Raw genomic sequence first — 23,740 nt, 5'->3', positions numbered from 1 at the left:
CCCGGCATCACACACCGGGCAAAGAAGTTACCTGCACACTCAGGCTACTTTTAATTTCTGCGCACGATTCTCTCGGCGGATTTTACGTTCTTCCAGCACCGCAACCATCGCCATCAGGACGATACAGCCAATCGCTGCCGCATCCAGCGCGGCGAAGGTGCCCGCCCAGCCGGTGAGGCCGAAAATTGGCGTGCCGTCGGCGATCATGCCCAGACCGAGCTTGGCGAAGCTGTCGCCGATCAGGTAGGCGAAGGTGCCCTTAATCCCATCGGCTGCGCCGATCGCTTTTTTCGGCACAAAGCCAACCGCCGCCACGCCGATCAGCAGCTGCGGACCGAACACCAGGAAGCCGAGCGCAAACAGCGACGCCAGGTAAACGTACTGGTTGCTGGCGTGCTGGTAAACGCCGAGCGTGGCGATAATCAGCGCCAGCGCGACGCAGGCCACCAGCGCGCGACGGCCGTTGGCAAGATCGGAGAGCCAGCCCCACAGCAGGGTGCCGACCAGCGCGCCTACTTCGAACAGGGTGAAGCCCTGAATCGCGACCTCTTTCGAGAGCTTCAGCTCCTGGAAGGCATACACGGTGGACCACTGGTCGATACCGATACGCACCACGTACAGGAAGATGTTCGAGAAACATAACAGCCAGATCACTTTGTTTTTCAGCACGTACTCAACAAAGATCTGCCATTTGGACATCTCGTTTTCTTCGGTCTCTTTGTCCTCCTCGCTGATCTCCTCCCCGAACAGCTCTTCTGCTTTGCCGAGGCCGTACGATTCCGGTGAATCACTGCCGTAGCGCAGGCCGATAAAGCCGACAATCAGGGCGATAATCGACGGGAAGATAAACATGCCGATCACGTGGCCGTCGAACAGGTAGTTCGCACCGAACAGCGCCACGCCGGCCGCGCCCGCTCCGCCGAGGTTGTGGGAGATGTTCCACATGCCGAGGTACGAACCCCGCTTGCGGCGCGGGGTCCATTTGGTGATGGTGGAGTAGCTGCACGACCCGCCGGTACTCTGGAAGAATCCGCTCAGGGCGTAGAAGGCGATCATCAGGAACAGGCTGACGGAGCCCGCGCCCATGCTGGCGCTGAAGCCGAGCATACAGATGGCGGAGAGGATCAGCATAAACGGCAGGAACTGCTTGGTGTTTTTGCCGTCCGCGTAGTAGGACACAACCGTTTTCCCCACGCCGTAGGTGATGGAAAAGCCCAGGCCAATCATCCCCAGCTGCGTCATGCTCAGCCCGTAGGTGGAGATCATGTCGTTCTGCGCGATGTTAAAGTTTTTGCGGATCAGGTACATGGTCAGGTAGCCGATGAAGACCACCAGATAGGACTGCATGAACGGTTTGAACCACATCTTGCGCCGCACGTCGAGCGGCAGATCCAGGGTCGGCTTGCGCACCTGATTTAAGAAGGCCAGCATGACTGAGTTACTCCTGAGCTGATTTTTGCAGCATTGTAAAAACCAGCCAGGAGAGATGCCTGAGACAGCGTCCAGGTGAAACCGGGAAAATTTCTTAGTTTTGCGCGTCTCGGCAGCAAAAGGTGAGGCGCGTCACGCTTCGCGCGGTGCCTGCGCGTGCAAAAACGGCAGCAGCAGCAGGGCGGAAATCCCCGCCGCGATGGCGATCACCGCAAAGAAACCGCTCCAGTGCCAGATATCGATTACCCGTGCCAGCGGCCAGCCGGAGAGCGACGCGCCGAGGTAGGCAAACAGCCCGACAAAGCCCGTCGCCGCGCCAGCCGCCTCTTTGTGGGAACACTCCGCCGCCGCCATGCCGATCAGCATCTGCGGGCCAAAGACGAAGAAGCCGATGGTGAAGAAGCACGCCGCCTGCATCACGTAGCTGGCGAACGGCATCAGCCACAGCGAGCCGACGGAGAGCAAAATCCCGGCGGCGAAGATCAGGTTCATCGGGCCGCGGTTGCCGTTGAACAGCTTGTCCGAGCCCCAGCCCGCCACCAGCGCGCCGATAAACCCGCCCAGTTCAAACATGGTCACCGCCGAGTTGGCGGTCACCAGGTCCACGCCGAGCGTTTCGGACATGTACAGGTTGCCCCAGTCGTTGATGGCCGCGCGCACCACGTAGACCAGCACGTAGCAGAGCGACAGCAGCCAGATGTAGGGGTTTTTCAGCACGTATTTGGTGAGGATCTCCTGGCGGGACAGCCCGGCGCCTTCCTGCTGCTGGGCGATCTCCATCTCGTCGTGCCGCCAGTCGCCCACCGCTGGCAGGCCGACGGTTTGCGGCCTGTCGCGCAGGCGCCAGCAGAGGTACAGCCCGGCGACAATCGCGAGGCCACCGGCAATCATCATCCCCGCGCGCCAGCCGTAGTGCAGCGCCGCCGCGCCGACCACCATCGGGATCAGCGCCCCGCCGACGTTATGCGCGGTATTCCAGATTGCCCACCAGCCGCCGCGCTCGTTGCGTGAGTACCAGGCGGTGAGCAGGCGGGCGCAGACCGGCGCGCCCCAGCCCTGGAAAAAGGCGTTCAGCGCCCACAGCAGGGCGAAGGCCCACAGCGAGGTGGAGAAACCAAACAGGATGTTCACCACGCCGGTGGCGATCAGCCCGACGCCCATAAAATAGCGCGCGTTGGAGCGGTCGCTGACGATGCCGGAGAAGAACTTCGACAGGCCGTAGGTGATGTAAAACAGCGTCGCCAGCAGGCCGATATCAGTGCGCGTCATCACGCCGCTGGCGAGGATTTCCGGCGCGGCGGCGTTGAAGCTTTTGCGGGTGAAGTAGAACAGCGCGTAGCCGAGCCAGATGGTAATCAGGATATGGCGACGCCAGTAGCGGTAGCGGGCATCGATTTCCGCTTTGTTGCTTAGCGGGGCGGCGCTGGCGGGGGTTTTAAACATGGTGCGTCCTTAACGGCAAACTGACGCTGACGCGCGTCCCGTGGGTGCAGGAGATCGTCAGCGTGCCGCCCAGCGCCTTTACGCGCTCGCGCATGCCCGCCAGGCCAAACCCCTGCTGGCCGGAGCCCGGCGGCAGGCCGCAGCCGTCGTCTTCAATCACCAGCATCAGGCGCTCGTCCTGCTGCCAGCCCTGGATCGTTACCGCGCTGGCGCTGGCGTGTTTGACGATGTTGTTCAGCCCTTCCTGGCAGACGCGGAAAAGGGTCACGCGCTGGCCTTCGCTCAGGGTAGCTTCATTGATGCGCCAGTCGAGATGGCTGACAATCCCGCGGCTCTCCAGCTCCATCTCACGCATCAGAGAGCGTATTGCCTGCTCGAGCGAGAGATCGTCAAGCTGGCGCGGGCGCAGCCGCCCTAACAGGCGACGAACGGAGTCATAGACACCCAGCGAAAGCTGTTCGATATGCGCCCCGCCCTGCTTCACGCCCGCGTTTTCTGCCGCCAGGCGCTGAACAATGCCCGCCTGGGTGCGGATGGCGGTGATGGTCTGGCCGATGTCATCGTGCAGCTCGCGAGCAACCTCCTGGCGCACGCTCTCTTCCGTCTCCAGCAGACGCTCCGCCAGACGGCGGTTGCGCGCCAGCTCGGCTTGCAGAGACTGGTTCAGCTCGCGCAGGCGCTGTATGCCCGCGCCGAGCAGCAGCCCGGTCAGGCTTTGGGCCAGCAGCGAGAGCAGCAGATCTACCGGGTGATCGTGCCAGGTCTGGCTGGCAATCAGCGCGATGGCGTTCATCAGCGTGGCGATCAATGCGCCCTGCCAGCCGTAATGCCAGGCAAGGGCGATGATCGGCAGCGCCAGACAAAACGGCGTAAAGCGTGATAATTCAGCGGGCAGACCAAGCTGCAACCACAGGCTCACCATAAACAGCAGCAGATACCAGATCAGGTGCCGGGCGCGCCAGTTCACCGGCTGGGAGACCAGCGCCGGGCCGAGCGGCTGCCAGACGGTGCTGGTAAGGTAATGCCAGAAAACCAGGCAGGTCGGGGCCAGCGTCAGGCCGCCGGTGAGGGTCAGCAGCAGGGCGTTGAGCCCCTCCTTTTCACCCACCCACGGCAGGGACTGCAACAGCGCGGCGGCAATTAGCGCCGCACCCTGACGCAGCAGCGTGCGCCAGTCGCGCTGGTGACGGTAGCGGGAAATCAGGGCGACCGGGATAAGCGTGAGCAGGCTTCCGGTCATCAATAAAGGCAGGTGCGCGAGGGCCACTTCCTGCGCCAGCCAGATCAGCATCAGCCACTCTGCGCCCAGCAGCACCGGCCAGTAGCCGCGCGGGCATTGCAGCATTAGCCCCAGCCGCAGGCCAAAGGGGAACAGCAGCACCGCCAGCTCCGGGCGCTCGACAAGATGCAGGCTGATACTCCACAGACAGAACCACGCGGCGGAGAAGATGAAAAAGCTGGCAACAACGGCGATCAGCCGCGAAAACAGGGAGTTCATTGCCAGCTGTCAAACATACGGCGCGCCAGCTCGACATCGTTACTGACGTTGAGTTTTTCCATCAGGTTGGCGCGATGAACGTGAACGGTCTTTGGCGACAGCCCCAGCTCTACGGCAATCTCTTTCACCGACATGCCCTGGGCAAGTTTCTCTGCCACCTGGCGCTCGCGTCTGGTGAGCGGATCCTGCCGTCCCGCCGCCAGCTTGATGGCAATATCCGGCGTCAGGTAGCAGCCGCCGGTGGAGACGGTACGCACGGCGGCAATCAGCTCGTCCGGGCTACAGCGTTTAGAGAGAAACCCGCGCGCCCCCGCGTTGAGCGCCTGCTCGACCAGCGCCGGGCTGTCGTGGACCGAGAGCATAATCGTCGCCATCCCTTTCGGCAGCTGGCTTAAAAGCTCCAGCCCGGAGAGGTCCGGCATTGAGATATCGCAGATACAGACCTGCACCCCGCGTCCCGGCAGGCCCGCCAGCGCCTCGCGTCCTGAGCCAAACTCGGCCACGACCTGAAAATCCGGTTCGAGGTTTAAAAGCTGGGCAAAGCCGGAGCGAACGATAAGGTGGTCGTCGATAAGGGCGATGGTGGTCATGGTTTGATCCTGATGCGTGAACGCGCCGGATGGCGGCGCAAACGCCTTATCCGGCCTACGTGTAACGTCCTTGCAGGCCGGATAAGCGCAGCGCCATCCGGCAAAAGCCTCTTACCTTAAGTGATTTACTCAAAAAACACCGCAATTTTGTTAAACATGGTGGGATCGGACTGGTTGCGTGCCACTTTGGTGACGTCCTCCAGCTTGTCGATCTGCGCCATCATCTGCTCCAGACGCTGGTCGTCGTTCACCAGTAGCCAGATGCGGCTGTGCTCGCTGCCCTGAATCGGCAGGCACAGAATGCCTTCCACGTTAAACGCCCGACGGGCAAAGAGCCCACAGACGTGGGTCATGACGCCTGGGTGGTTGCGGACGGTGAGTTCCAGAATGACGTTATCACATTGTTTCTGCATGGCTTATTCCCCCACCATCTCAGTATTTGCCGCACCCGGCGGCACCATCGGATACACTTTTTGTTCAGGGTCGATACGCACGTGGATCAGCGCCGGGCCAGGGCGAGAAATCGCATCCTGCAACGCCGCGTGGGCATCTTCTTCGGCGTTCAGATCGCAGGTGTGCAGGCCAAAACCAGCGGCAATCTGCATAAAGTTGATCATCCCCGGATAGGTCGCCGCAAACACGCCCTGCTTATAGAACAAGCTCTGCTGCTGGTGCACCAGACCCAGCGCCTCGTTGTTCATCAGAATGATTTTAACGTCTAACTGGTTTTCGGCCGCCGTCGCCATCTCCTGAATATTCATCATCAGGCTGCCGTCACCAGAGAAGCAGATCACCTTGCGCTCCGGGTTGGCGAGCGCCGCGCCAACCGCTGCTGGCAGGCCGAAGCCCATGGTGCCAAGGCCGCCGGAGGTCAGCCACTGGCGCGGACGGTTCAGCGGATACGCCTGAGCGGTCCACATCTGATGCTGGCCGACGTCGGTGGTGATAATCGCGCTGTCATCCACGCAGGCGGCGACGGCGTTGATAAGACCATAGTGGCTCAGCGGGTCGCCCTCGGTTGGGATAGCGCCCGGGAACTCCCGTTGCAGATCGGCCACCAGCTGGCGCCAGTCGGCGCGGTCGGTTGCCTCCGTCTGCGGGATCAGCTGCGCCAGCACCTCGGCCACGTCGCCCTGGATCGCCACGTGCGGCTGCTTGATTTTACCCAACTCGGCGCGGTCGATATCCACGTGAATGATTTTGGCGTTCGGGCAGAACTGCTCGGTTTTGCCAATCGCCCGGTCATCAAAACGCGCCCCCATAACTATCAGCAAATCCGCCTCTTGCAGGATGTAGTTGGTGCTGCGCGCGCCGTGCATGCCCAGCATGCCGAGAGAGAGCGGGTGCGCTTTTGGCAGCATACCCAGCGCCATCAGGGTCATGGTGGTGGGCAAATTAGCTTTTTCAGCGAACTGGCGGATTTCATCCGCGGCGTTGATCGTCCCGCCGCCCAGATAGAGCACCGGGCGTTTGGCGGCGTTGATCATCGCCGCCGCATCGCGCACGCTCTCAGCGCTGAATTCTGGCGCGGGGGCACGGTCACCCGGCTCCGGCAGAACGTCGATCTCAATTTCTGCGGTCTGGACATCCTTAGGAATGTCTATCCACACCGGGCCCGGGCGGCCAGACTGCGCAATGCGGAACGCATCGCTGATAACCTGAGGCAGCTCGCTGATATCGCGAACTAAATAGTTATGTTTGGTGATGGGGATAGAGATGCCGTAGGTGTCGACTTCCTGGAACGCATCGGTGCCGATCATCGAGGACGGCACCTGGCCGGTAATGCAGATCAGCGGAATGGAGTCGAGACGCGCATCGGCGATGGCGGTCACCAGGTTAGTGGCGCCCGGCCCGCTACAGGCCATACAGACCGCCGGTTTACCCTGGGTACGCGCCATGCCCTGGGCGATAAAGCCTGCGCCCTGCTCGTGGCGCGCCAGCACGTGGCGGATCTGTGTGCTTTGGCTTAACGCATCATACAGCGGCAGTACGGTCCCACCCGGGATGCCCGCAACGGTGGTGATGCCCTGTCGTTCCAGTAAATGAACAATCAGCTGCGCGCCTGTAAAACGCGTCTTTGTGGATGTTGTGCCCGAACTTGCCATGCTCCAGTCCTTTTCTTCTGAGCCAGCCTTCCGGGGAGGGTCCTAAACGAAAAACCCCGCCCGGTTTGCGCCGGCGGGGTTTTGGATTCGTGTGTTGATCCAGTCCCTACGGCGCATTGCCGACGACCACCACCACACGCACGACGACCACTGCGGCAGGTTGCGCAGTTTTTAGTAGGGTCGAAGTGAAGATGGATGAAGTCATTGGGGACCTGTGTTTGGAATCATTGATTGAATTTATACAAACACAGGTTTTCGGATGTGACAATGGAAATATTTTCATCTGCGCAAAAATGCGTCAGGGATCACGTTTCAGTACGTTGCTCGCTCATTCCAGGTGTCACTATAGATGACATTGCCGTCGCAATGCTTCCAGGTGATTTTCTCGTAGCGTATGAGAACCGTTTCAAGGTGGGTTCCGGTGTTTGCGCCGGGATACAGGTCTGGTGTGATTGAGGTTATTTTCACATTCTCCAGGAAGATATTAAAATACTCCTGTTCAAAACCCGCCTCATTAATCTGATACATCTTAATAGTGGCTGACTTGAGCGTTCTTCCCGTACTCAATGCGCGAAAGAGAAGCGGGGTTACACGATCAAATTCTTTTTGAAACATGATGGGCATGTGTATACGCGTACCCGTCAATTTCCCGGTATTCCCGTCGACCGGGACGTTGACATTATGAGTGAACGTTTTAAGTTCAATTGCACCTTCACGCCCTGACACAAGGCAAGGGCCAACCATGGGAGAACCATTTTCATCTTTTAAAAACAAATAAGCTGGGTTTGACATAAAAATCCTTTTAATAACATTTAATCGTATTTATCAAAGTGGCCAAAAATCATCGGGTGAACAATAATAAACACAACGATAGCAATGAATGTTAGTAAGACCCAGTGGTCAGGTACCAACCACAGGAACAAAGAGGCGCACGCAAAAATATAAACAGGGAATAAAATATCCGTAAATAGAATTGATAACAGACTTTTAAACATGCTCCTTGCCCTTTAAGTCTTTATAAATTGCATCGAAATCCTTATAGAATCCCAACTGCACCTTCTTAATGAGTTCAGACAGGAAAGGCTCAAAAAAGTAGTAAAGCATCTCCAGTTGTGCGGCATAGAGGGTGGCGTAATACTTAGGGTCCAATGTTTTCAGGCGACGAGCAGCAAGAGCGCACTTCTGTTCCGTTCCAATCAATTGAAGCGCCATGACAACGTTAGGTACGCGGCGTGCAAGCCTTTCGACGACGATTTCAGACAGCAGGCCAGATTCGGAAAGGGATTTGGCCAGACCCCATGCTATCGCTAAACGCGCGGCCTTGCTGGTCGGTATGTTATTAACAAGCCCGGTTACTTTTGAATCCGTCTTACGAACGCGATTGTGTTCATTTCCATTTTCAGAATCGGAAATAACACTTTCAAAATAAAGATATAGCATGTGGGCTATTACATCGCGATAACGGTAAAGCGAGAGAATTGAGAGGTACATTCTCTTTTCTTCTGAGAGAAGCTCGTCACACACATCGTGATAGCTGGGGATTAAGCATGATGAGTACCAACTTACACGCTCAATTCCTGAGTAAATATCAGAGCCGATCCCCTGTAATGCTTTCCACGTCCCTGCAACGCCCTGCTGCCCATAAATAGCCAACTGCCTGTCGCTTTGGAACTTCATCTTTAAATAATCAGATGCCTGCATAATGTATCCATACTATACGTGTGGTTATAGATAGTACAATGAAAAATCGAATAATTCAAATTAAGGAGGGTTAACCCCGCAAATATTTAAGAAAAATATAAATTAGTTCATTATTATTTACTGCAATTATAGTCGATACCATTTTTTCACTTTCAGAAGAGTATTGATGTCTGGAATGAGTTTATGTATTGAGAGACGTAAACTTGTATAAGTGGCCTAGAACCAGAACCACTGCTTATTAGAACTTATTAAATTAATCATTGAATCATACTGCATGCCAGCCGCACCCATTGCCAATAAGTCAACAAGCACCTTTTCTGGGCTGCCCTGAAAACAAAAAACCCCGCCTAAGCGAGGTTTTTATCAGGGTTTTGCGGTTGGTTGCCGCAGAACACACTGTGTTACGTCAACGCGAAAAGTATACGCGATCGAAGACGAACGCGCAATTCCGGCACGGATTTTGACGTTTTTGAGTATGGATCGCCTTCCAAATTTTGTCCATAAAATACTGTTCATGCATACAGTATTTATCTATACTGAGGGTGTTCGCAGTGAGCGAGGGGGCCGCAGTTTACCGGCGCAACGAAGTCCTGGCTGAAACGGGTGGTGCCGTCAGTGCCTTAACCCCTGAAGTGAGCACACTGTGTTACGTCAATCCAGGTGCTGGCCACAGGCAGCGGAAAGGTACGCCAGCATCGTGCTCCTTTTAACCAAAAGGAGACGCGTATGAGCGTCGTGGATATGGTCATACTTGTCCTCAAACTCATTGTTGCTGTATTGCAACTGCTTGATGCTGTCCTGAAATACGTTCGGTGATTCAGGTTCAAGTCGCACCTGAGAGGGGCGGGCAACCGCCCCTCTTTAATAACGAGGGAATGCTATGTCGCGTCTGTTAATTGAGCCCGTCACGCCCGATGAACCCGGGTATATCGCCCTGAAGGCGGAGAGTATCGCGTTGAATTTCAATATGCTGCGCAGGCTGGAAGAGAACTGGCAGCGGGGTGAAAACCGCTTTAACGCGCCGGGTGAAAAACTGCTGGGGGCGTTTCTTAACGGCAGGCTGGTGGGCGTGTGCGGCCTTAATCGCGATCCGTTCAGCCAGCAGCCGCGCGCCGGACGTATTCGTCATCTTTACGTCAGCGAAAAGTGCCGTGGGCAGGGCATAGGCAAACAGCTTTTGACCGTGGTGATGGCGGATGCCAGCATCTGGTTTGATTTTCTTAATACCCATGCGCCGGAAACCGCGTACGGATTTTACCATCGGGCGGGCTTCAGGCTGGTGTCAGACGAACCCCGGGTGACGCACCGCCTTTTTTGCGCAGTGTAAGCGGCTGGCAGCATCGACGGGTGAATGTTACAGTTGGATGACATTTCACCAACCGATACGCCATGACCATCACCGTTTTCTGCATTTTACTGTTCGCCGCACTGCTGCATGCCAGCTGGAACGCCATCGTTAAAGCCGGAACGGATAAACTCTACTCGGCGATCGGAGTCAGCGGTTCAGCCGCGCTTATTGCCCTGATTTTACTGCCCTTCTCTCCTCAGCCAACTGCCGCAAGCTGGCCATATTTGTTCGTCTCCTGTGCGTTACAGGTGGTGTACACCGTGCTGGTAGCGAAGACCTATCAGGTCTCCGACATGAGCCAGACCTACCCCCTTATGCGCGGGACGGCCCCCCTGCTGGTGGCGCTGATCAGCGTATTGGTGCTCGGGGATCATCTCTCCTGGCTTGCCTGGTCCGGCATTGGGGTCATTTGTCTGTCGATTCTGGCCATGGCGATGAACGGCCGCATGCAGTCACGCAAGGGGATCTGGCTGGCGCTGCTGAACGCCTGTTTTATCGCCGGGTATACCCTGGTGGACGGCACCGGTGTGCGACTCTCGGACACTGCGCTGGGCTATACGCTCTGGACCTTCTTCATGAACGGTTTCTGCCTGCTGAGCTGGGCAATGGTGGCGCGGCGTCGCGAAGCGTCCAGCTACCTGCGCCTGCACTGGAAAAAAGGGCTGCTCGGCGGTGTCGGGACGATGGGATCTTACGGTCTGGCACTCTGGGCGATGACCCAGGCACCGCTGGCTGTGGTCGCGGCACTGCGTGAAACCTCTATTCTCTTCGGCGCATTAATCGCATTTGTGCTTTTAAAAGAGAAGGTTGCCGGCCTGCGCATCGCGGCGGCACTGGGTATTGCTGCCGGTGCGGTCCTGCTGCGCCTGGCGTAATTCGCTGGCAACATTAGTTGCCGATCTTGTTTACAAATCCTGCCTTCACGCCTTCTGTCATTCATCACAGTAATGCTTAAATTGTCATCTCTCTGTGGTAGATTCCTCGCGCATTTATGGGAATGCGTAGTCACTTATTCTTTATTTATCTCTTTTGGCAAAAGTATTCAGCGACATGAAAAAGCAACGGAACGTGAACTTATTGTTGATGCTGGTGTTACTGGTGGCCGTCGGGCAGATGGCACAAACCATCTACATTCCGGCGATTGCCGATATGGCAAAAGATCTGAGCGTCCGCGAAGGTGCAGTCCAGAGCGTGATGGCAGCCTATCTGCTGACCTATGGCGTTTCACAGCTGGTTTATGGTCCCCTGTCCGATCGCGTCGGGCGTCGTCCGGTCATTCTGGTGGGCATGAGCATTTTCATGGTAGCGACGGTGATTGCCATTACCACTCACAGCCTGACCGTCCTGATTGCCGCCAGCGCCCTTCAGGGCGTGGGCACCGGCGTTGGCGGGGTTATGGCGCGTACCCTGCCGCGTGATATGTACCAGGGCACACAGCTTCGTCACGCCAACAGTCTGTTAAATATGGGCATTCTGGTCAGCCCGCTGCTGGCCCCGCTGATTGGGGGTCTGCTGGACACCGTCTGGTCCTGGCGCGCCTGTTACGCCTTCCTGCTGGTGCTGTGCATTATTGTCACCTTCAGCATGGCGCGCTGGATGCCGGAAACCCGCCCAAAAGACGCGCCGCGCACGAAGCTCATCGCCAGCTACAAAACGCTGTTCGGTAATGGGTCCTTTACCTGTTATCTGTTGATGCTAATCGGCGGCCTGGCGGGAATTGCGGTGTTTGAAGCCTGTTCCGGCGTGCTGCTGGGCGCAGGCCTTGGCCTGAGCAGCATGGTGGTGAGTATTCTGTTTATTCTGCCGATCCCGGCGGCGTTCTTCGGCGCATGGTTCGCCGGACGTCCGAACAAGCGTTTCTCCACGCTGATGTGGCAGTCGGTGATCAGCTGTCTGCTGGCCGGGCTGATGATGTGGATCCCGGGGCTGTTTGACGTGATGTCGGTCTGGACGTTGCTCATCCCGGCGGCGCTGTTCTTCTTCGGCGCGGGCATGCTGTTTCCCCTCGCCACCAGCGGCGCGATGGAGCCGTTCCCGTTCCTCGCAGGCACGGCAGGCGCGCTGGTGGGCGGTTTGCAGAACATCGGTTCCGGCGCGCTGGCCTGGCTTTCGGCTATGATGCCGCAGACCGGGCAGGCGAGTTTAGGCTTGCTGATGACCCTGATGGGGCTGCTGATTTTGCTGTGCTGGCTGCCGCTGGCGTCGCGTGTCTCGCATCACGAACAGCCGGTTTAACCGCATGATGGCCCGGCTTCTCGCCGGGCTTTTCACAGACGGGCGCAATCATCGCCTGCAATAGCCGCTCTGAGGCAGGCCGCCACGCCCCCTCTTCCCCGTCATAAAACTGAACATCGGCGTTTATTGCATACGGGATGTTGGCCTGTTTCAGCTCGCACGCCATAAACGTGGTAAACGCCATCTGCGAGGCGGTTGGCATCAGGCTTTTCGATTCGCCCACCCCCCAGCCGCCAACCCAGCTCACATGCCCGGTTTTTTGTTGCCAGTGCAGCGCGGCGTTGATTCGGTTACGGATAGCCGCTTTCTCAGCCGCAGTTCCGGACGTCCACGGGTATTTACCGTTCGTTTTCAGCGGGCCCCAGGGGAAAATATGCCACTCCGCCAGAAGGTAATTCTGGCTGTGCGCGGGCAGCTTCAGGCTGGATAAATCCTCCGGCGCGGCGCGCAGACGAGGGGCGATAAAAATCATGCGGCTGGCATCAATGGCGTGAATGTCTTTGATCGCTTTCTCATACACCCGGTTGAGCGAAGCAACGTTGTGGTTGAGCTTGTCCGCCGGTTCGTAGATCAGGTCGAAGCCCAGCAATGGCGAGCGCTGACCAAAATAGTGCGCCACGGCAATCCACCAGTTAATCACCTCTTTTTCGGTATCCGCTTTCGGGTCGTTTTTATATTCATCGGCCTGATAAGCGATGATGGGGATGACGCCGTATTGCTCGCAGGCCTCCACCAGCTTACGCAGGTGAATCAGCCGCGCTTCCGTCGGTTCGCCCGCCACCCGAATACGGACATGGTGTATGCCTTTCGCCTGAAAATCACGGACCACCAGCGGGTCGAACTCGCGGATACCGCGCTCGGTGCGTGCCCAGTCGACATCCATTCCGACGCCCAGCATCTGCGCGTAACGGGCAGCCGTCAGCGGCGGCTCAGCGGCAATCGCCCAGCCGGAAGAGAGTAAGATCGCAGTGGCAATAAAAGGCTTTAACACGGTTTACCCTGGATAAATCAAAAGCATTACCTGTATTTAGCACGCTTTTTCACATTTGGTGTAGAGCGAAAGCGTAATAATTCTTCAACCCGCCAGCTCTCTTAGCCAGCCGATAAAGGCGTCAATTTTCGGCCACTGACGGCCGGGAAGCGTTGAGACGTAATAATGCTGATGGCACTTGAGAGTTTTCCCATCAAAGGGTGCGATCAACTCCCCCCGTTCGAGACGTTTTTGCACCAGCCGCTTTCTCCCCATCGCCACCCCCACATTATTCATGGCCGCGATAATGGCTAAATCAGAGCGATCGAAGCCAATACCCGATGATAACGGCATATTCGCCGCGTAATGCTGCGCCCAGCTCAGCCACTCATCCGTACCGGAATCATTGCTCCAGGCCTGACGGTCGTGCAGTAACGTGCAGTGGCTGAGGTTATGGGGGTTTTTCAGCAGTTCATGCTCCCGGGCATACGCCGGCGAGCAGACGGGCAAAATCTCTTCATCCATCAAAAAGTGATGAGAAAGGTGGTTTGGCGGCGTATCGTCGAAATAGAGCGCCAGATCGATGCCGGTTCGCTGCATGTTGACGTAATCATTACCAGTCAGAATAGTAAGTGAAATCGACGGGTAGCGGCGGGTAAAATCCCCCAGCATCGGCACCAGCCAGCACTGGGCGATCGACGGCCGGGAGTACACCGTTAGCGTACCTGACAGCGCCTGGTTTTTAATATCCAGGATCTCCTGATTCAGGGTGTCGAGGGACGATTTCAGCGTCCAGTAAACGCGCTTGCCTTCCTGCGTCAGCTCCACTTTACGGTGTGAGCGGACAAACAGCTGAATGCCCAGCTCCTCTTCCAGCAGGTTTATGCGGTGGCTCACCGCGCTGGGGCTGAGCGACAGCTCCGCCGCCGCCAGCGCGAAGGACTCATGCCGGGCGGCCACTTCAAAGGTGTACATTTTCGACAGTTGCCAGCCGTTTAACAGCCGGTTTCTGCCTTCATTCGCATCGGTCATCACAATTCCCACACGTAATTTCTGCGTTCAGCATACCGCTCAAGAATGAATTTATGTGAACCTAATACGAGTTAAGTGCGCTTTTTAGAACACAGTCACTCAGTTGATCCAATCTGGCTCATCTGAACGCCAATTTATATCGTTTGTCAGCCCACGCCGTTTTTTCGTCCAATACCCCCAGATGACATAAGGGTGAGGTGAGATATGGGATCTCAGGTCTGGGTTGTGGCAACGCTGCTTGTCAGCATCGTATTGATTGTTTTAACCATCGTAAAACTGAAGTTTCACCCGTTCCTCGCGCTGCTGCTGGCAAGCTTTTTCGTCGGCGCGATGATGGGGATGAGCCCGCTGGATATGGTGAACGCCATTGAGAGCGGGATTGGCGGTACGCTGGGCTTCCTGGCGGCGGTTATCGGTCTTGGCACTATTCTCGGCAAAATGATGGAAGTCTCCGGCGCGGCAGAGCGCATCGGGATTACGTTGCAGCGCTGCCGCTGGCTGTCGGCGGACGTGATTATGGTCCTGGTCGGCCTGATCTGCGGCATTACGCTGTTTGTGGAAGTGGGCGTGGTACTGCTGATCCCGCTGGCGTTTTCCATCGCCAAAAAGACCAACACGTCGCTGCTCAAGCTGGCCATTCCGCTCTGTACCGCACTAATGGCAGTGCACTGCGTGGTGCCTCCGCATCCGGCCGCGCTGTTTGTCACCAATAAATTAGGGGCGGACGTCGGGACGGTGATTGTCTACGGTCTGGTGGTGGGCCTGATGGCGTCTCTGGTTGGCGGCCCGCTGTTCCTGAAGCTGCTCGGCGATCGTCTGCCCTATAAGCCGGTTCCGGCGGAATTTTCAGACCTGAAGGTGCGGGAAGAACACACGCTGCCATCGCTGAGCGCCACGCTGTGCACCGTGCTGCTGCCGATTGCCCTGATGCTGGTGAAAACCATTGCCGAGCTGAACATGGCAAAAGAAGGCACGCTTTATACCCTGCTGGAGTTTATCGGCAACCCTATCACCGCGATGTTTATCGCCGTGTTTGTCGCCTACTACCTGCTGGGGATCCGCCAGCACATGGGCATGGGCGCAATGCTGACCCATACGGAGCACGGCTTTGGCTCTATCGCCAACATTTTGCTGATTATCGGCGCGGGCGGCGCGTTCAACGCCATCCTTAAAACCAGCGGTCTGGCGGAGACGCTGGCGCATATTCTCTCGAACCTGCATATGCACCCTATCCTTCTCGCCTGGCTGGTGGCACTGGTGCTGCACGCCGCCGTCGGTTCGGCAACGGTAGCGATGATGGGTGCCACGGCGATAGTGGCGCCGATGCTGCCGCTCTACCCGAACGTAAGCCCGGAGATCATCACCATTGCCATCGGGTCCGGCGCTATTGGCTGCACGATCGTGACCGATTCTCTCTTCTGGCTGGTGAAGCAATACTGCGGCGCGACCCTGAACGAGACCTTCAAATACTATACGACGGCGACGTTTATCGCCTCGGTGCTTGCACTTGGCGGCACATTCCTGCTTTCTTTCATTATCTGAGCGCGAAGAGACGTATTATGGAAAACGCAACTATCACTACTTTAACCGCACAGTTTCCTCTGGTTGAGGATCTGATTGCCCTGAAAGAAACCACCTGGCTTAACCCGCGCACCACGACGCTGGCGGAAGGATTGCCGTATGTCGGGCTGACCAAAGCCGACGTGGACGACGCGCACGCGCGCCTGAAACGCTTCGCGCCGTATCTGGCGAAAGCGTTCCCGGAAACGGCGGCAACGGGCGGGATTATCGAATCCGACCTGGTCGCGATCCCGGCGATGCAGGCGCGGCTGGAGAAAGAGTCCGGTAAGGCCATTCCAGGCACGCTGCTGCTGAAAAAAGACAGCCATCTGCCGATTTCCGGCTCGATCAAAGCGCGCGGCGGCATCTATGAGGTGCTGACCCATGCGGAGAAACTGGCGCTGGACGCCGGGTTGCTGAGCCTTGAAGACGACTACAGCGTTCTGCTGGAGCCGCGCTTTAAGAACTTCTTCAGCCAGTACAGCATCGCGGTGGGCTCAACCGGCAACCTGGGGATGTCCATCGGCATTATGAGCGCCCGCGTTGGCTTTAAGGTGACGGTGCATATGTCCGCCGACGCCCGCGAGTGGAAGAAAGCCAAACTGCGCAGCCACGGCGTGATGGTCGTGGAATATGAGCAGGATTACGGCGTGGCGGTGGAGCAGGGACGCAAAGCGGCGGAAAGCGATCCGAACTGTTTCTTCATTGACGATGAAAACTCCCGTACGCTGTTCCTGGGCTATGCGGTTGCTGGCGAGCGCCTGAAGGCGCAGTTTGCCGAGCAGGGCCGCGTGGTGGATGCCGATCATCCCCTGTACGTCTACCTGCCGTGCGGCGTCGGTGGTGGCCCCGGCGGCGTGGCGTTTGGCCTGAAGCTGGCCTTTGGCGATAACGTCCACTGCTTCTTCGCGGAGCCAACGCACTCCCCGTGCATGCTGCTGGGCGTTTACACCGGCCTGCACGATGAGATTGCCGTGCAGGATCTGGGCATTGATAACGTGACGGCGGCGGACGGTCTGGCGGTAGGACGTGCCTCCGGCTTCGTGGGCCGCGCGATGGAGCGCCTGCTCGACGGGTTCTATACCCTCTCCGATCAAAGCATGTACGACATGCTCGGCTGGCTGGCGCAGGAGGAAGGGATTCGCCTGGAGCCGTCGGCGCTGGCGGGGATGGCCTGGCCGCTGCGCGTCGATGCCGATGAGAACGTTACCCACCTGGTGTGGGCGACCGGCGGCGGCATGGTGCCGGAGGATGAGATGGCGAAGTATTTAGCTAAAGGGAAGTAATTATGCCGGGTGGCGGCTACGCCTTACCCGGCCTACAGTTCGCGGCAGTTGTAGGCCCGGTAAGGCGCAGCCGCCACCGGGCTTATAAGCTCATAATTTGCTGAATGTGAGTAACTGCAAAGAGTAAAGACAGAGACAGCACAGCCAACGCAATCAGGAACTTATCCCGCACCGCTTTCGGCTGCGCAAAGTCGTTCTGCGCCACGTCCATCAGGTTACGGCTGCGGGTGTAGCGCCATAAAATGACGGCTACCAGCGCCAGCACAACAATGGAGATCCAGAATGGCGCCCCCGTGCGGTGCCAGTTGTGCTTAATGGCAAGAGCGATCAGCGCGCCATACCCCAGCAGCGTGCGCAGCCAGGCCAGCGAGGTTCGCTCCGGCTGAAGCCCGGGGTCCGCTTCCCGCCGCGCTTTGCGGCTATCCGGCATACAACACCAGTAACATCACTACGCCCGCAACCATCAGCAAAATCGTACTAATGATGAGCAAGCCGCGCGTGTAGGGGAGATCCTGCTTCAGACGCATCGCCTTTTCATTTCTAAGCCAGCGCAGATAGCCATAAATCGCCAGCACGCCGGCAATCAGGCACAGCAGCAGGGCCAGCACTTCGCGAATCAATGGGGTGGCAAAATCGGGGGCGAGCTGATCAAGACCGACACCTGCGGCCAGAAAGCCCAGGGCGGTGCGGATCCACGCTAAGAACGTGCGTTCGTTAGCCAGTGAGAAGCGGTAGTCCGGCGCTTCACCGAGACGGGAAATGTTCATCAAGGTTCCTTGTCGTGCTGCATGCAGGCTTCAGCATAGCGTAATTCAGCCTGGACAAGGAGACCGGCATCAGGCGATGCCGGTCAGAAAGATTAGTACAGCTCTGGCCAGTAATCCTTATTCGCTTCAATCAGATCGTCCAGAATCGCCTTCGCCACCGATGCGCTCGGTACGGTTTTCGACAGGGTAATCGCCTGCCAGAGTTTCTGATACGAGCGCTGCTCCCAGGCGTCCACCACCAGTTTTTCCACTGCCACCTGCTGGCTCATGAGCCCTTTCTGGAAGTGCGGAATATCACCCACGGTCAGCGGCTCCGGTCCGTTGTGGCCGACCAGACAAGGGATTTCTACCATCGCGTCGGCGTCAAAATTATGGATAGCCCCATTGTTAGGCACAATCAGCAGCATGCGTTCCTGGGTATTAAAGGCGATCGCGGTCGCCAGATCGACGATGTACGACGCATGTTCGTCGATTTCCAGTTCACCGGCAGAAGAATGACCGGCTTCGATAATCGCCCGGCATGAACTGAATACATGCTTCTCACGGTGATCCATCACTTCATTGGCGCGGGTACGCTCCGGGTTGGAATGGGCGACCACATAGTCCGGGAACAGGTAATACTTCAGGTAGGTGTTCGGCATGGTGTCCGGATCCAGCGCCTGTACGTCTTTAGCCTTGGCGAATGTATCATTCCAGCTCGCTTCAGTATGCGCATCTTCCGAAGGCGGAACATAACCGTTTTTCGCCACGTATTCGCGCAGTTTCGGCATCAGATCGTTGCCGTTCAGATCTTCAATCGACGTCCACCAGCCGAAGTGGTTCAGACCGTAGTAGCGCACGCGCATCTCTTTGCGGTCTTTCAGACCGACGATTTGCGCCATACGTCCTTCAATGCCGATCGGCATGTCGCAGATGTTGAGAATTTTCGCATTCGGACGCAGGCGGCGCGTGGCTTCCGCGACAATCGCCGCCGGGTTGGAGTAGTTCAGCATCCACGCGTTCGGGGAGTACTGCTCCATGTAATCCACCAGCTCCAGCACGCCGCCGATGGAGCGCATGCCGTAGGAGATGCCGCCCGGCCCGCACGTTTCCTGGCCCAGCACGCCGTGGCGCAGCGGGATTTTTTCATCTTTTTCACGCATGGGGTATTTGCCCACGCGAATATGCGCCATCACGAAATCCACATCGGTAAAGGCCGCTTCAGGATCGGTGGTGTAACTAAATTCAATCTCCGGCGCCTGCTCCTTAAGGATGATTTTGCACGCCTCGGCGATGATCTCCTGACGTGCTCCGTCATTGTCATAGAACTTCAGCGCACGCAGCGGGAAACGGTCACGGTTGGCTAACAGCATCAGGACGATACCAGGCGTGAATGTACTGCCGCCGCCTGCAATAACAACTGAGAATTTTTTCATGATATAGCCTCTGTCAGAGTGGTTTGTTCGTTTGTTAAAGGGGTTTTCATCAGCGATTCCAGCTGGTCGCGCACCTGAGGAACGTGCAGACCGACAATCACCTGTATGCCGTTGCCGCGCCGCACCACACCGTGTGCGCCCAGGGCTTTGAAGACGTCGTCGCTTTGGGTTTTCGTCATATCCACCAGGGCGATACGCAAGCGGGTGGCGCAGTTATTGATACTTTCGATGTTTGCTGCGCCGCCGAGCGCCTGTAAGAACCCAGCAGCCTGCCCGACCTGCTGGCTGGCTGCCGCCGGGGCGGTGGTTTGCCCGCGCGCGGCCTTATAGTCGGCTTTGTTGTAGAGTTTGATTTCGCTCTCTTCCCGGCCCGGCGTTTTGAGATTCAGACGTTCGATAAGCGTTCTGAAGACCACGAAGTAGATCCCGGTGAAGCAGAGGCCGATGCCAATCTGGGTGAATACCGTCGAGGCGTGGTTATGGAACATCGGGATCCAGTTTTGCGGCAGGAACTGGTCCAGCAGACCGCCCCCCATGTTCCCCACCACCCCGAAGGTATACATCACCGTCGCCATCGTTGCGGCCAGCACGGCGTGGATGGCAAACAGCAACGGCGAGATAAACAGGAAGGTGAACTCCAGCGGTTCGGTAATGCCCACCAGCACGGCGGTAAGCGTGGCCGGGATCAGCAGACCTGCCACTTTGACGCGGTTCTCCGGCGACGCGGTATACCAGATAGCCAGCGCAATACCGACTGAGCCAAACACCTTAGAGTTGCCGTGCAGCGCGAATCCGCCCTCCGGGAACAGCGTTTTCAGCGGCACAATGCTCTGGCTGAATTCCTGAAGGTGCTGTGCCCAGTAGACCTGAATGCCGCCTTCTACCGCAGCCGGGCCGAAGATAAACGGGCCGTAGACAAAGTGGTGTAATCCGGTTGGGATCAGAATGCGTTCCAGGAAGGTATAAACCCATACGCCCAGCGCGCCAGCGGTACGTAGAAAGGCCTGCAACGACTCAATGCCCATCTGCACTTTCGGCCATCCCAGCAGCGTCAGCCAGGCGCAAGGGATCATGACGAAGAACGCGAGGATAACGACAAACGAGGTGCCCTGGAAAATCCCCAGAAAGACCGGCAACGGCTTGTCGAAAAATCGGTTGTGGATGGCGGTGACGAGCCCGGAAATGATAATCGCCCCGATGATGCTGGTATCAAGCGTTTTGATTCCGGCAATCATCGCCAGCCCGCTGCCGGCATTGGGTTCAGCAGAGAAGTCGACGCCAAAGAAGTGACCCCAGGTCATCCCCATCGCGTTGATAAAGTAGTTCCAGGTCAGGAAGCTAATCAGCACCGCCAGACAGGCGCGGCCCTGCGCCTGCTTTGCCAGGCCAATCGGTAAGCCGACAGCAAAAATCAGCGGCATATTACGGAACACCGCCCAGCCGCCCTCTTCGATGATGTGAACAATTTGCGCGAACAGATTATCCGGCGCGGTTAAGGCCTCACCGACAAACAGCGGATTGCGAAGCATGATGGCGATCCCAACCACGATCCCGGCAAAGGGAAACAGCAAAACCGGGGTGAACATGGCGCCGCCAAAACGTTGTATTTGACTGAGCATTTTTAAATCCTCATGAAACAACCTGTAGGGGATAGAGGCCTTTATGGTTTTTTACTGGCCTGAGGTGAGCATAAGAACTTACTGATGCAGCAACATGGTATGCCGCTGCGATTCGTGATCGCATTCATGGTTTTAATTTGACCAATAAGGTCTACTTTTTAAACTAAACATAGACAAGTTAAGACGTAATCCACGCCATGATGTGCGCAGAGAGGTCTACTGGTGATCTACAAATCAATTGCCGATCGGCTACGGCTGCGGCTGAATTCCTCGGACTACAACATTGGCAGTCCGTTACCCGGAGAAAAAGCGCTGGCAAAGGAGTTTGGCGTAGCCCGGATGACCATCCGCAAGGCGCTGGATCTGCTGGTAAGCTGGGGGCTGGTTGAACGTCGACACGGCAGCGGGACGTTCGTGGCGCGCAAAGACGTTCATCATGAAACGACTAACCTGACCGGGCTGGTGGAGGTGCTGCGCCAGCAGGGGAAAGAAGTGCAGAGCAAGGTGTTGCAGTTTGAAGTGATGCCCGCGCCGCCCGCTATCGCCAGCCAGCTGCGGATTCAGGTTGATGAGCGGATCTATTTTTCAAGGCGGGTGCGTTACGTGGACGGAAAACCGCTGATGCTGGAGGACAGCTTTATGCCGGTGAAGCTGTTCCGCAATCTTTCCCTGGCGCATCTCGAAGGGTCTAAGTTTGATTACATCGAGAAGGAATGCGGGATCACCATCAGCGGCAACTACGAGAGCCTGACGCCGGTGCTGGCAGATAAACAGCTGGCCGGTTATATGAATGTGCCGGAACAGACGCCGCTGCTACGCATCACCTCCCTTTCCTACAGCGACAGCGGCGAGTTCCTCAATTATTCCGTGATGTTCCGGAACACCAGCGATTACCAGGTGGACTACCATCTGCGGCGCATCCACCCGGAAGACTTGTTAGCCCATCCCCCAGAACAGCACCGCCAGTAGCTGCGGGGTGATGATGCGCAGAAACATCACCAGCGGATAAACCGTGGCGTAGGACAACGCCGCCGCGCCGCTGGTGGCGTGCAGGTTGTTGGCGAACGCCAGCGCGGGCGGATCGGTCATGGAACCGGCCAGCATGCCGCACAGCGTGAGATAGTTCATTTTAGCGAAGATACGTGCCAGTAATCCGACCGTTATCAGTGGGATAGCGGTAATAAATATGCCGTATCCTACCCAGCTCATCCCTTCGCCGTTGACCAGAGTATCGACAAAATCGCCGCCGGATTTCAGCCCCACCACCGCCAGAAACAGCACGATGCCTAACTCCCGCAGCGCCAGGTTAGCACTCGGCGGCATAAACCAGTAGAGCTTACCGATGGAGCCGATACGCCCGAGGATCAGCGCCATAATGAGCGGCCCGCCTGCCAGACCCAGCTTCAGTGCTACCGGGAAGCCGGGCACGTACAGGGGGATGGAGCCAAGCATGACGCCAAGCCCGACGCCGATAAAGACCGGCAGCATCTGCACCTGCTGGAGTTTTTGCTGGGCGTTGCCTACCATGTCCGCTACGGCATCAATGGATGAGGGACGCCCGACGAGGTTGAGAATATCACCGAATTGCAGGCTGGCATCCTGGCTGGCCACCAGCTCGACACCGGCGCGGTTAAGCCGGGAGATCACCACGTCATAACGCTCTTTAACCTGCAAATCGCGTATTTTCTTGCCCAGGACTTTCTCATTGGTCACTACCACCCGCTCCACGCGCATGTCCGTTCCACGGGTTGAGAGTGAGGTATCCACCTCCTGACCAATCACCAGCCGGGCATTGTTTAAATCCGCCGGTTGCCCTACCAGATGCAGGAGATCGCCGTGCTGAATAAGGGTATCCGGTGAAGGCACCATCAGCGTTTCATCACGTTTCAGGCGGGAACAGATAATGGTCGCGCTGTTCAGAATGGGAACATCCTGAATCGCCATATTGTTCAGATTAGGGTTTTCGACGCGAATATTGATAGTTTTAATGAGCGCATGGCCGTTGGTCAGCGTGCTTTCATGCTCTTTTGCCTCCTGCTCGACGTTAACACGGAACAGCACGCGCACCAGCCACATCGAGAGCAAAATACCGCAAATGCCAAACGGATAGGCCATGGCGTAGCTCATCCCCATCTGATCGACGACATCAGCAGGGATACCCAGATCGCGCAGAATTTGCTGGCCCGCCCCGAGCGCGGGCGTATTCGTGACGGCGCCGGAGAAGATGCCCAGCACAACGGGCAGCGGAATCGCGAAGAGTTTATGCAGAATGGCGGTAACCAGCCCACCCATCACGACGATGCCGAAGGCAAAGAGATTAAGGCGTAAACCGGAGACGCGCAGGGAAGCGAAGAAGCCCGGCCCCACCTGAATACCGATGGTATACACAAAGAGGATCAGGCCGAACTCCTGGATGAAATGCAGCATATCGGCGCTGAGCACCCACCCAAGCTGGTCGGCAAAATGGCCGACAAAAATCCCGCCGAACAGCACCCCGCCGATGCCAAATCCGACGCCGCGGATTTTGATATTCCCCAGCCATAGCCCCACTACCGCGACAAGGGCCAACACGCTAACGGTTAACGCGATATCACTCATGATCCACATCCTGTGTATAACCATAGTTATGCTAAGGATTCTCTCAGAGCTGACGGCGGTTGTATGGGCGATGGCGCACAAAAAAGCCGAAGGTAAAAGCAAAACGGTCACCCGAAGGTGACCGTTTTTAGTGTTTGCACCC

22 protein-coding genes and 1 pseudogene are annotated in these 23,740 nt (G+C 57.2%); 7 read left to right on the top strand and 16 right to left on the bottom strand.

Going from position 1 to position 23,740, the window contains the following annotated elements; translation table 11 throughout:
* Positions 1-39: 39 nt before the first annotated feature.
* The 9 genes from uhpT to IM290_RS05535 form a co-directional block, all read right to left on the bottom strand.
* Positions 40-1,431, bottom strand: a complete 1,392-nt coding sequence (uhpT, locus tag IM290_RS05575; protein WP_006808805.1) for a hexose-6-phosphate:phosphate antiporter — start codon at positions 1,429-1,431, stop codon at positions 40-42.
* A 132-nt stretch (positions 1,432-1,563) separates the two neighbouring features.
* Positions 1,564-2,874: an MFS transporter gene (locus tag IM290_RS05570; protein WP_193042219.1), complete on the bottom strand. Its 1,311-nt coding sequence runs from the start codon at positions 2,872-2,874 to the stop codon at positions 1,564-1,566.
* On the bottom strand, positions 2,867-4,372 hold the full coding sequence (gene uhpB / locus IM290_RS05565) for a signal transduction histidine-protein kinase/phosphatase UhpB (protein ID WP_193042220.1): 1,506 nt from the start codon (positions 4,370-4,372) through the stop codon (positions 2,867-2,869). The genes IM290_RS05570 and uhpB overlap by 8 nt, the downstream gene beginning before the upstream one ends.
* Positions 4,369-4,962: a transcriptional regulator UhpA gene (gene uhpA, locus IM290_RS05560; protein WP_003861054.1), complete on the bottom strand. Its 594-nt coding sequence runs from the start codon at positions 4,960-4,962 to the stop codon at positions 4,369-4,371. The genes uhpB and uhpA overlap by 4 nt, the downstream gene beginning before the upstream one ends.
* Before the next feature lie 125 nt (positions 4,963-5,087).
* Complete coding sequence (gene ilvN / locus IM290_RS05555) at positions 5,088-5,375, bottom strand: acetolactate synthase small subunit (RefSeq protein ID WP_015570113.1); 288 nt, start codon at positions 5,373-5,375, stop codon at positions 5,088-5,090.
* Positions 5,376-5,378: 3 nt separating this feature from the next.
* A complete protein-coding gene (gene ilvB / locus IM290_RS05550) occupies positions 5,379-7,067 on the bottom strand; it encodes an acetolactate synthase large subunit (RefSeq protein ID WP_193042221.1) in 1,689 nt (562 codons plus the stop codon).
* A gap of 106 nt (positions 7,068-7,173) precedes the next feature.
* On the bottom strand, positions 7,174-7,272 hold the full coding sequence (gene ivbL, locus IM290_RS05545) for an ilvB operon leader peptide IvbL (protein ID WP_057979964.1): 99 nt from the start codon (positions 7,270-7,272) through the stop codon (positions 7,174-7,176).
* 107 nt (positions 7,273-7,379) lie between these two features.
* Positions 7,380-7,859, bottom strand: coding sequence for a type VI secretion system tube protein TssD (locus tag IM290_RS05540; RefSeq protein ID WP_045339525.1), 480 nt, complete (start codon positions 7,857-7,859; stop codon positions 7,380-7,382).
* A 195-nt stretch (positions 7,860-8,054) separates the two neighbouring features.
* Complete coding sequence (locus IM290_RS05535; protein WP_045339524.1) at positions 8,055-8,768, bottom strand: hypothetical protein; 714 nt, start codon at positions 8,766-8,768, stop codon at positions 8,055-8,057.
* Positions 8,769-9,494: 726 nt separating this feature from the next.
* Here IM290_RS05535 and tisB point away from each other — a divergent pair.
* The 4 genes from tisB (at position 9,495) to emrD (ending at position 12,351) form a co-directional block, all read left to right on the top strand.
* Positions 9,495-9,584: a type I toxin-antitoxin system toxin TisB gene (gene tisB, locus IM290_RS21790; protein WP_017383683.1), complete on the top strand. Its 90-nt coding sequence runs from the start codon at positions 9,495-9,497 to the stop codon at positions 9,582-9,584.
* Between the two features lie 64 nt (positions 9,585-9,648).
* Complete coding sequence (locus IM290_RS05525) at positions 9,649-10,095, top strand: GNAT family N-acetyltransferase (protein WP_003861064.1); 447 nt, start codon at positions 9,649-9,651, stop codon at positions 10,093-10,095.
* A 62-nt stretch (positions 10,096-10,157) separates the two neighbouring features.
* Positions 10,158-10,991 carry a DMT family transporter gene (locus IM290_RS05520; RefSeq protein ID WP_015570117.1) on the top strand — a complete coding sequence of 278 codons (834 nt, stop codon included), beginning with the start codon at positions 10,158-10,160 and terminating at the stop codon, positions 10,989-10,991.
* A 175-nt stretch (positions 10,992-11,166) separates the two neighbouring features.
* On the top strand, positions 11,167-12,351 hold the full coding sequence (gene emrD / locus IM290_RS05515; RefSeq protein ID WP_015570118.1) for a multidrug efflux MFS transporter EmrD: 1,185 nt from the start codon (positions 11,167-11,169) through the stop codon (positions 12,349-12,351).
* Here emrD and IM290_RS05510 read toward each other — a convergent pair.
* Together IM290_RS05510 and dsdC are read right to left on the bottom strand one after the other, a co-directional pair.
* A pseudogene (locus IM290_RS05510) lies at positions 12,257-13,342 on the bottom strand (cellulase family glycosylhydrolase); the annotation flags it as partial. The gene emrD and the pseudogene IM290_RS05510 sit on opposite strands and share 95 nt — an antisense overlap.
* A gap of 84 nt (positions 13,343-13,426) precedes the next feature.
* Positions 13,427-14,353 carry a DNA-binding transcriptional regulator DsdC gene (dsdC, locus tag IM290_RS05505; protein ID WP_023302824.1) on the bottom strand — a complete coding sequence of 309 codons (927 nt, stop codon included), beginning with the start codon at positions 14,351-14,353 and terminating at the stop codon, positions 13,427-13,429.
* A gap of 204 nt (positions 14,354-14,557) precedes the next feature.
* On the opposite strand from dsdC, the gene dsdX reads away from it, so the two are divergent.
* Positions 14,558-15,895 (top strand): D-serine transporter DsdX, encoded by a 1,338-nt coding sequence (gene dsdX, locus IM290_RS05500; protein ID WP_193042222.1) that lies wholly within the window; start codon positions 14,558-14,560, stop codon positions 15,893-15,895.
* Between the two features lie 17 nt (positions 15,896-15,912).
* Positions 15,913-17,199, top strand: coding sequence for a D-serine ammonia-lyase (gene dsdA / locus IM290_RS05495; protein WP_193042223.1), 1,287 nt, complete (start codon positions 15,913-15,915; stop codon positions 17,197-17,199).
* A gap of 82 nt (positions 17,200-17,281) precedes the next feature.
* On the opposite strand, the gene IM290_RS05490 is transcribed toward dsdA, so the two are convergent.
* The 4 genes from IM290_RS05490 to IM290_RS05475 all read right to left on the bottom strand — a co-directional run bounded on the left by IM290_RS05490 (position 17,282) and on the right by IM290_RS05475 (position 21,000).
* Complete coding sequence (locus tag IM290_RS05490; RefSeq protein ID WP_017383689.1) at positions 17,282-17,629, bottom strand: DUF202 domain-containing protein; 348 nt, start codon at positions 17,627-17,629, stop codon at positions 17,282-17,284.
* On the bottom strand, positions 17,619-17,966 hold the full coding sequence (locus tag IM290_RS05485) for a YidH family protein (protein ID WP_003861080.1): 348 nt from the start codon (positions 17,964-17,966) through the stop codon (positions 17,619-17,621). Before IM290_RS05485 ends, IM290_RS05490 begins: the two co-directional genes overlap by 11 nt.
* Before the next feature lie 92 nt (positions 17,967-18,058).
* Positions 18,059-19,381, bottom strand: a complete 1,323-nt coding sequence (locus tag IM290_RS05480) for a 6-phospho-alpha-glucosidase (protein ID WP_193042224.1) — start codon at positions 19,379-19,381, stop codon at positions 18,059-18,061.
* Positions 19,378-21,000: an alpha-glucoside-specific PTS transporter subunit IIBC gene (locus IM290_RS05475; RefSeq protein ID WP_193042225.1), complete on the bottom strand. Its 1,623-nt coding sequence runs from the start codon at positions 20,998-21,000 to the stop codon at positions 19,378-19,380. Before IM290_RS05475 ends, IM290_RS05480 begins: the two co-directional genes overlap by 4 nt.
* Before the next feature lie 222 nt (positions 21,001-21,222).
* Here IM290_RS05475 and IM290_RS05470 point away from each other — a divergent pair, with 222 nt between their 5' ends.
* Positions 21,223-21,969 (top strand): GntR family transcriptional regulator, encoded by a 747-nt coding sequence (locus IM290_RS05470; RefSeq protein ID WP_017383690.1) that lies wholly within the window; start codon positions 21,223-21,225, stop codon positions 21,967-21,969.
* On the opposite strand, the gene IM290_RS05465 is transcribed toward IM290_RS05470, so the two are convergent.
* Positions 21,937-23,598: a putative transporter gene (locus IM290_RS05465; RefSeq protein ID WP_017694020.1), complete on the bottom strand. Its 1,662-nt coding sequence runs from the start codon at positions 23,596-23,598 to the stop codon at positions 21,937-21,939. The two genes, IM290_RS05470 and IM290_RS05465, sit on opposite strands and share 33 nt — an antisense overlap.
* Between the last annotated feature and the right edge of the window lie 142 nt (positions 23,599-23,740).

Source organism: Enterobacter cloacae complex sp. S1, from assembly GCF_014930525.1.
Taxonomy (GTDB): Bacteria; Pseudomonadota; Gammaproteobacteria; order Enterobacterales; family Enterobacteriaceae; genus Enterobacter; species Enterobacter hormaechei_C.
The sequence above is the reverse complement of the archived record's forward strand: the minus strand, read 5'-3'. Positions and strand labels throughout refer to the sequence as shown.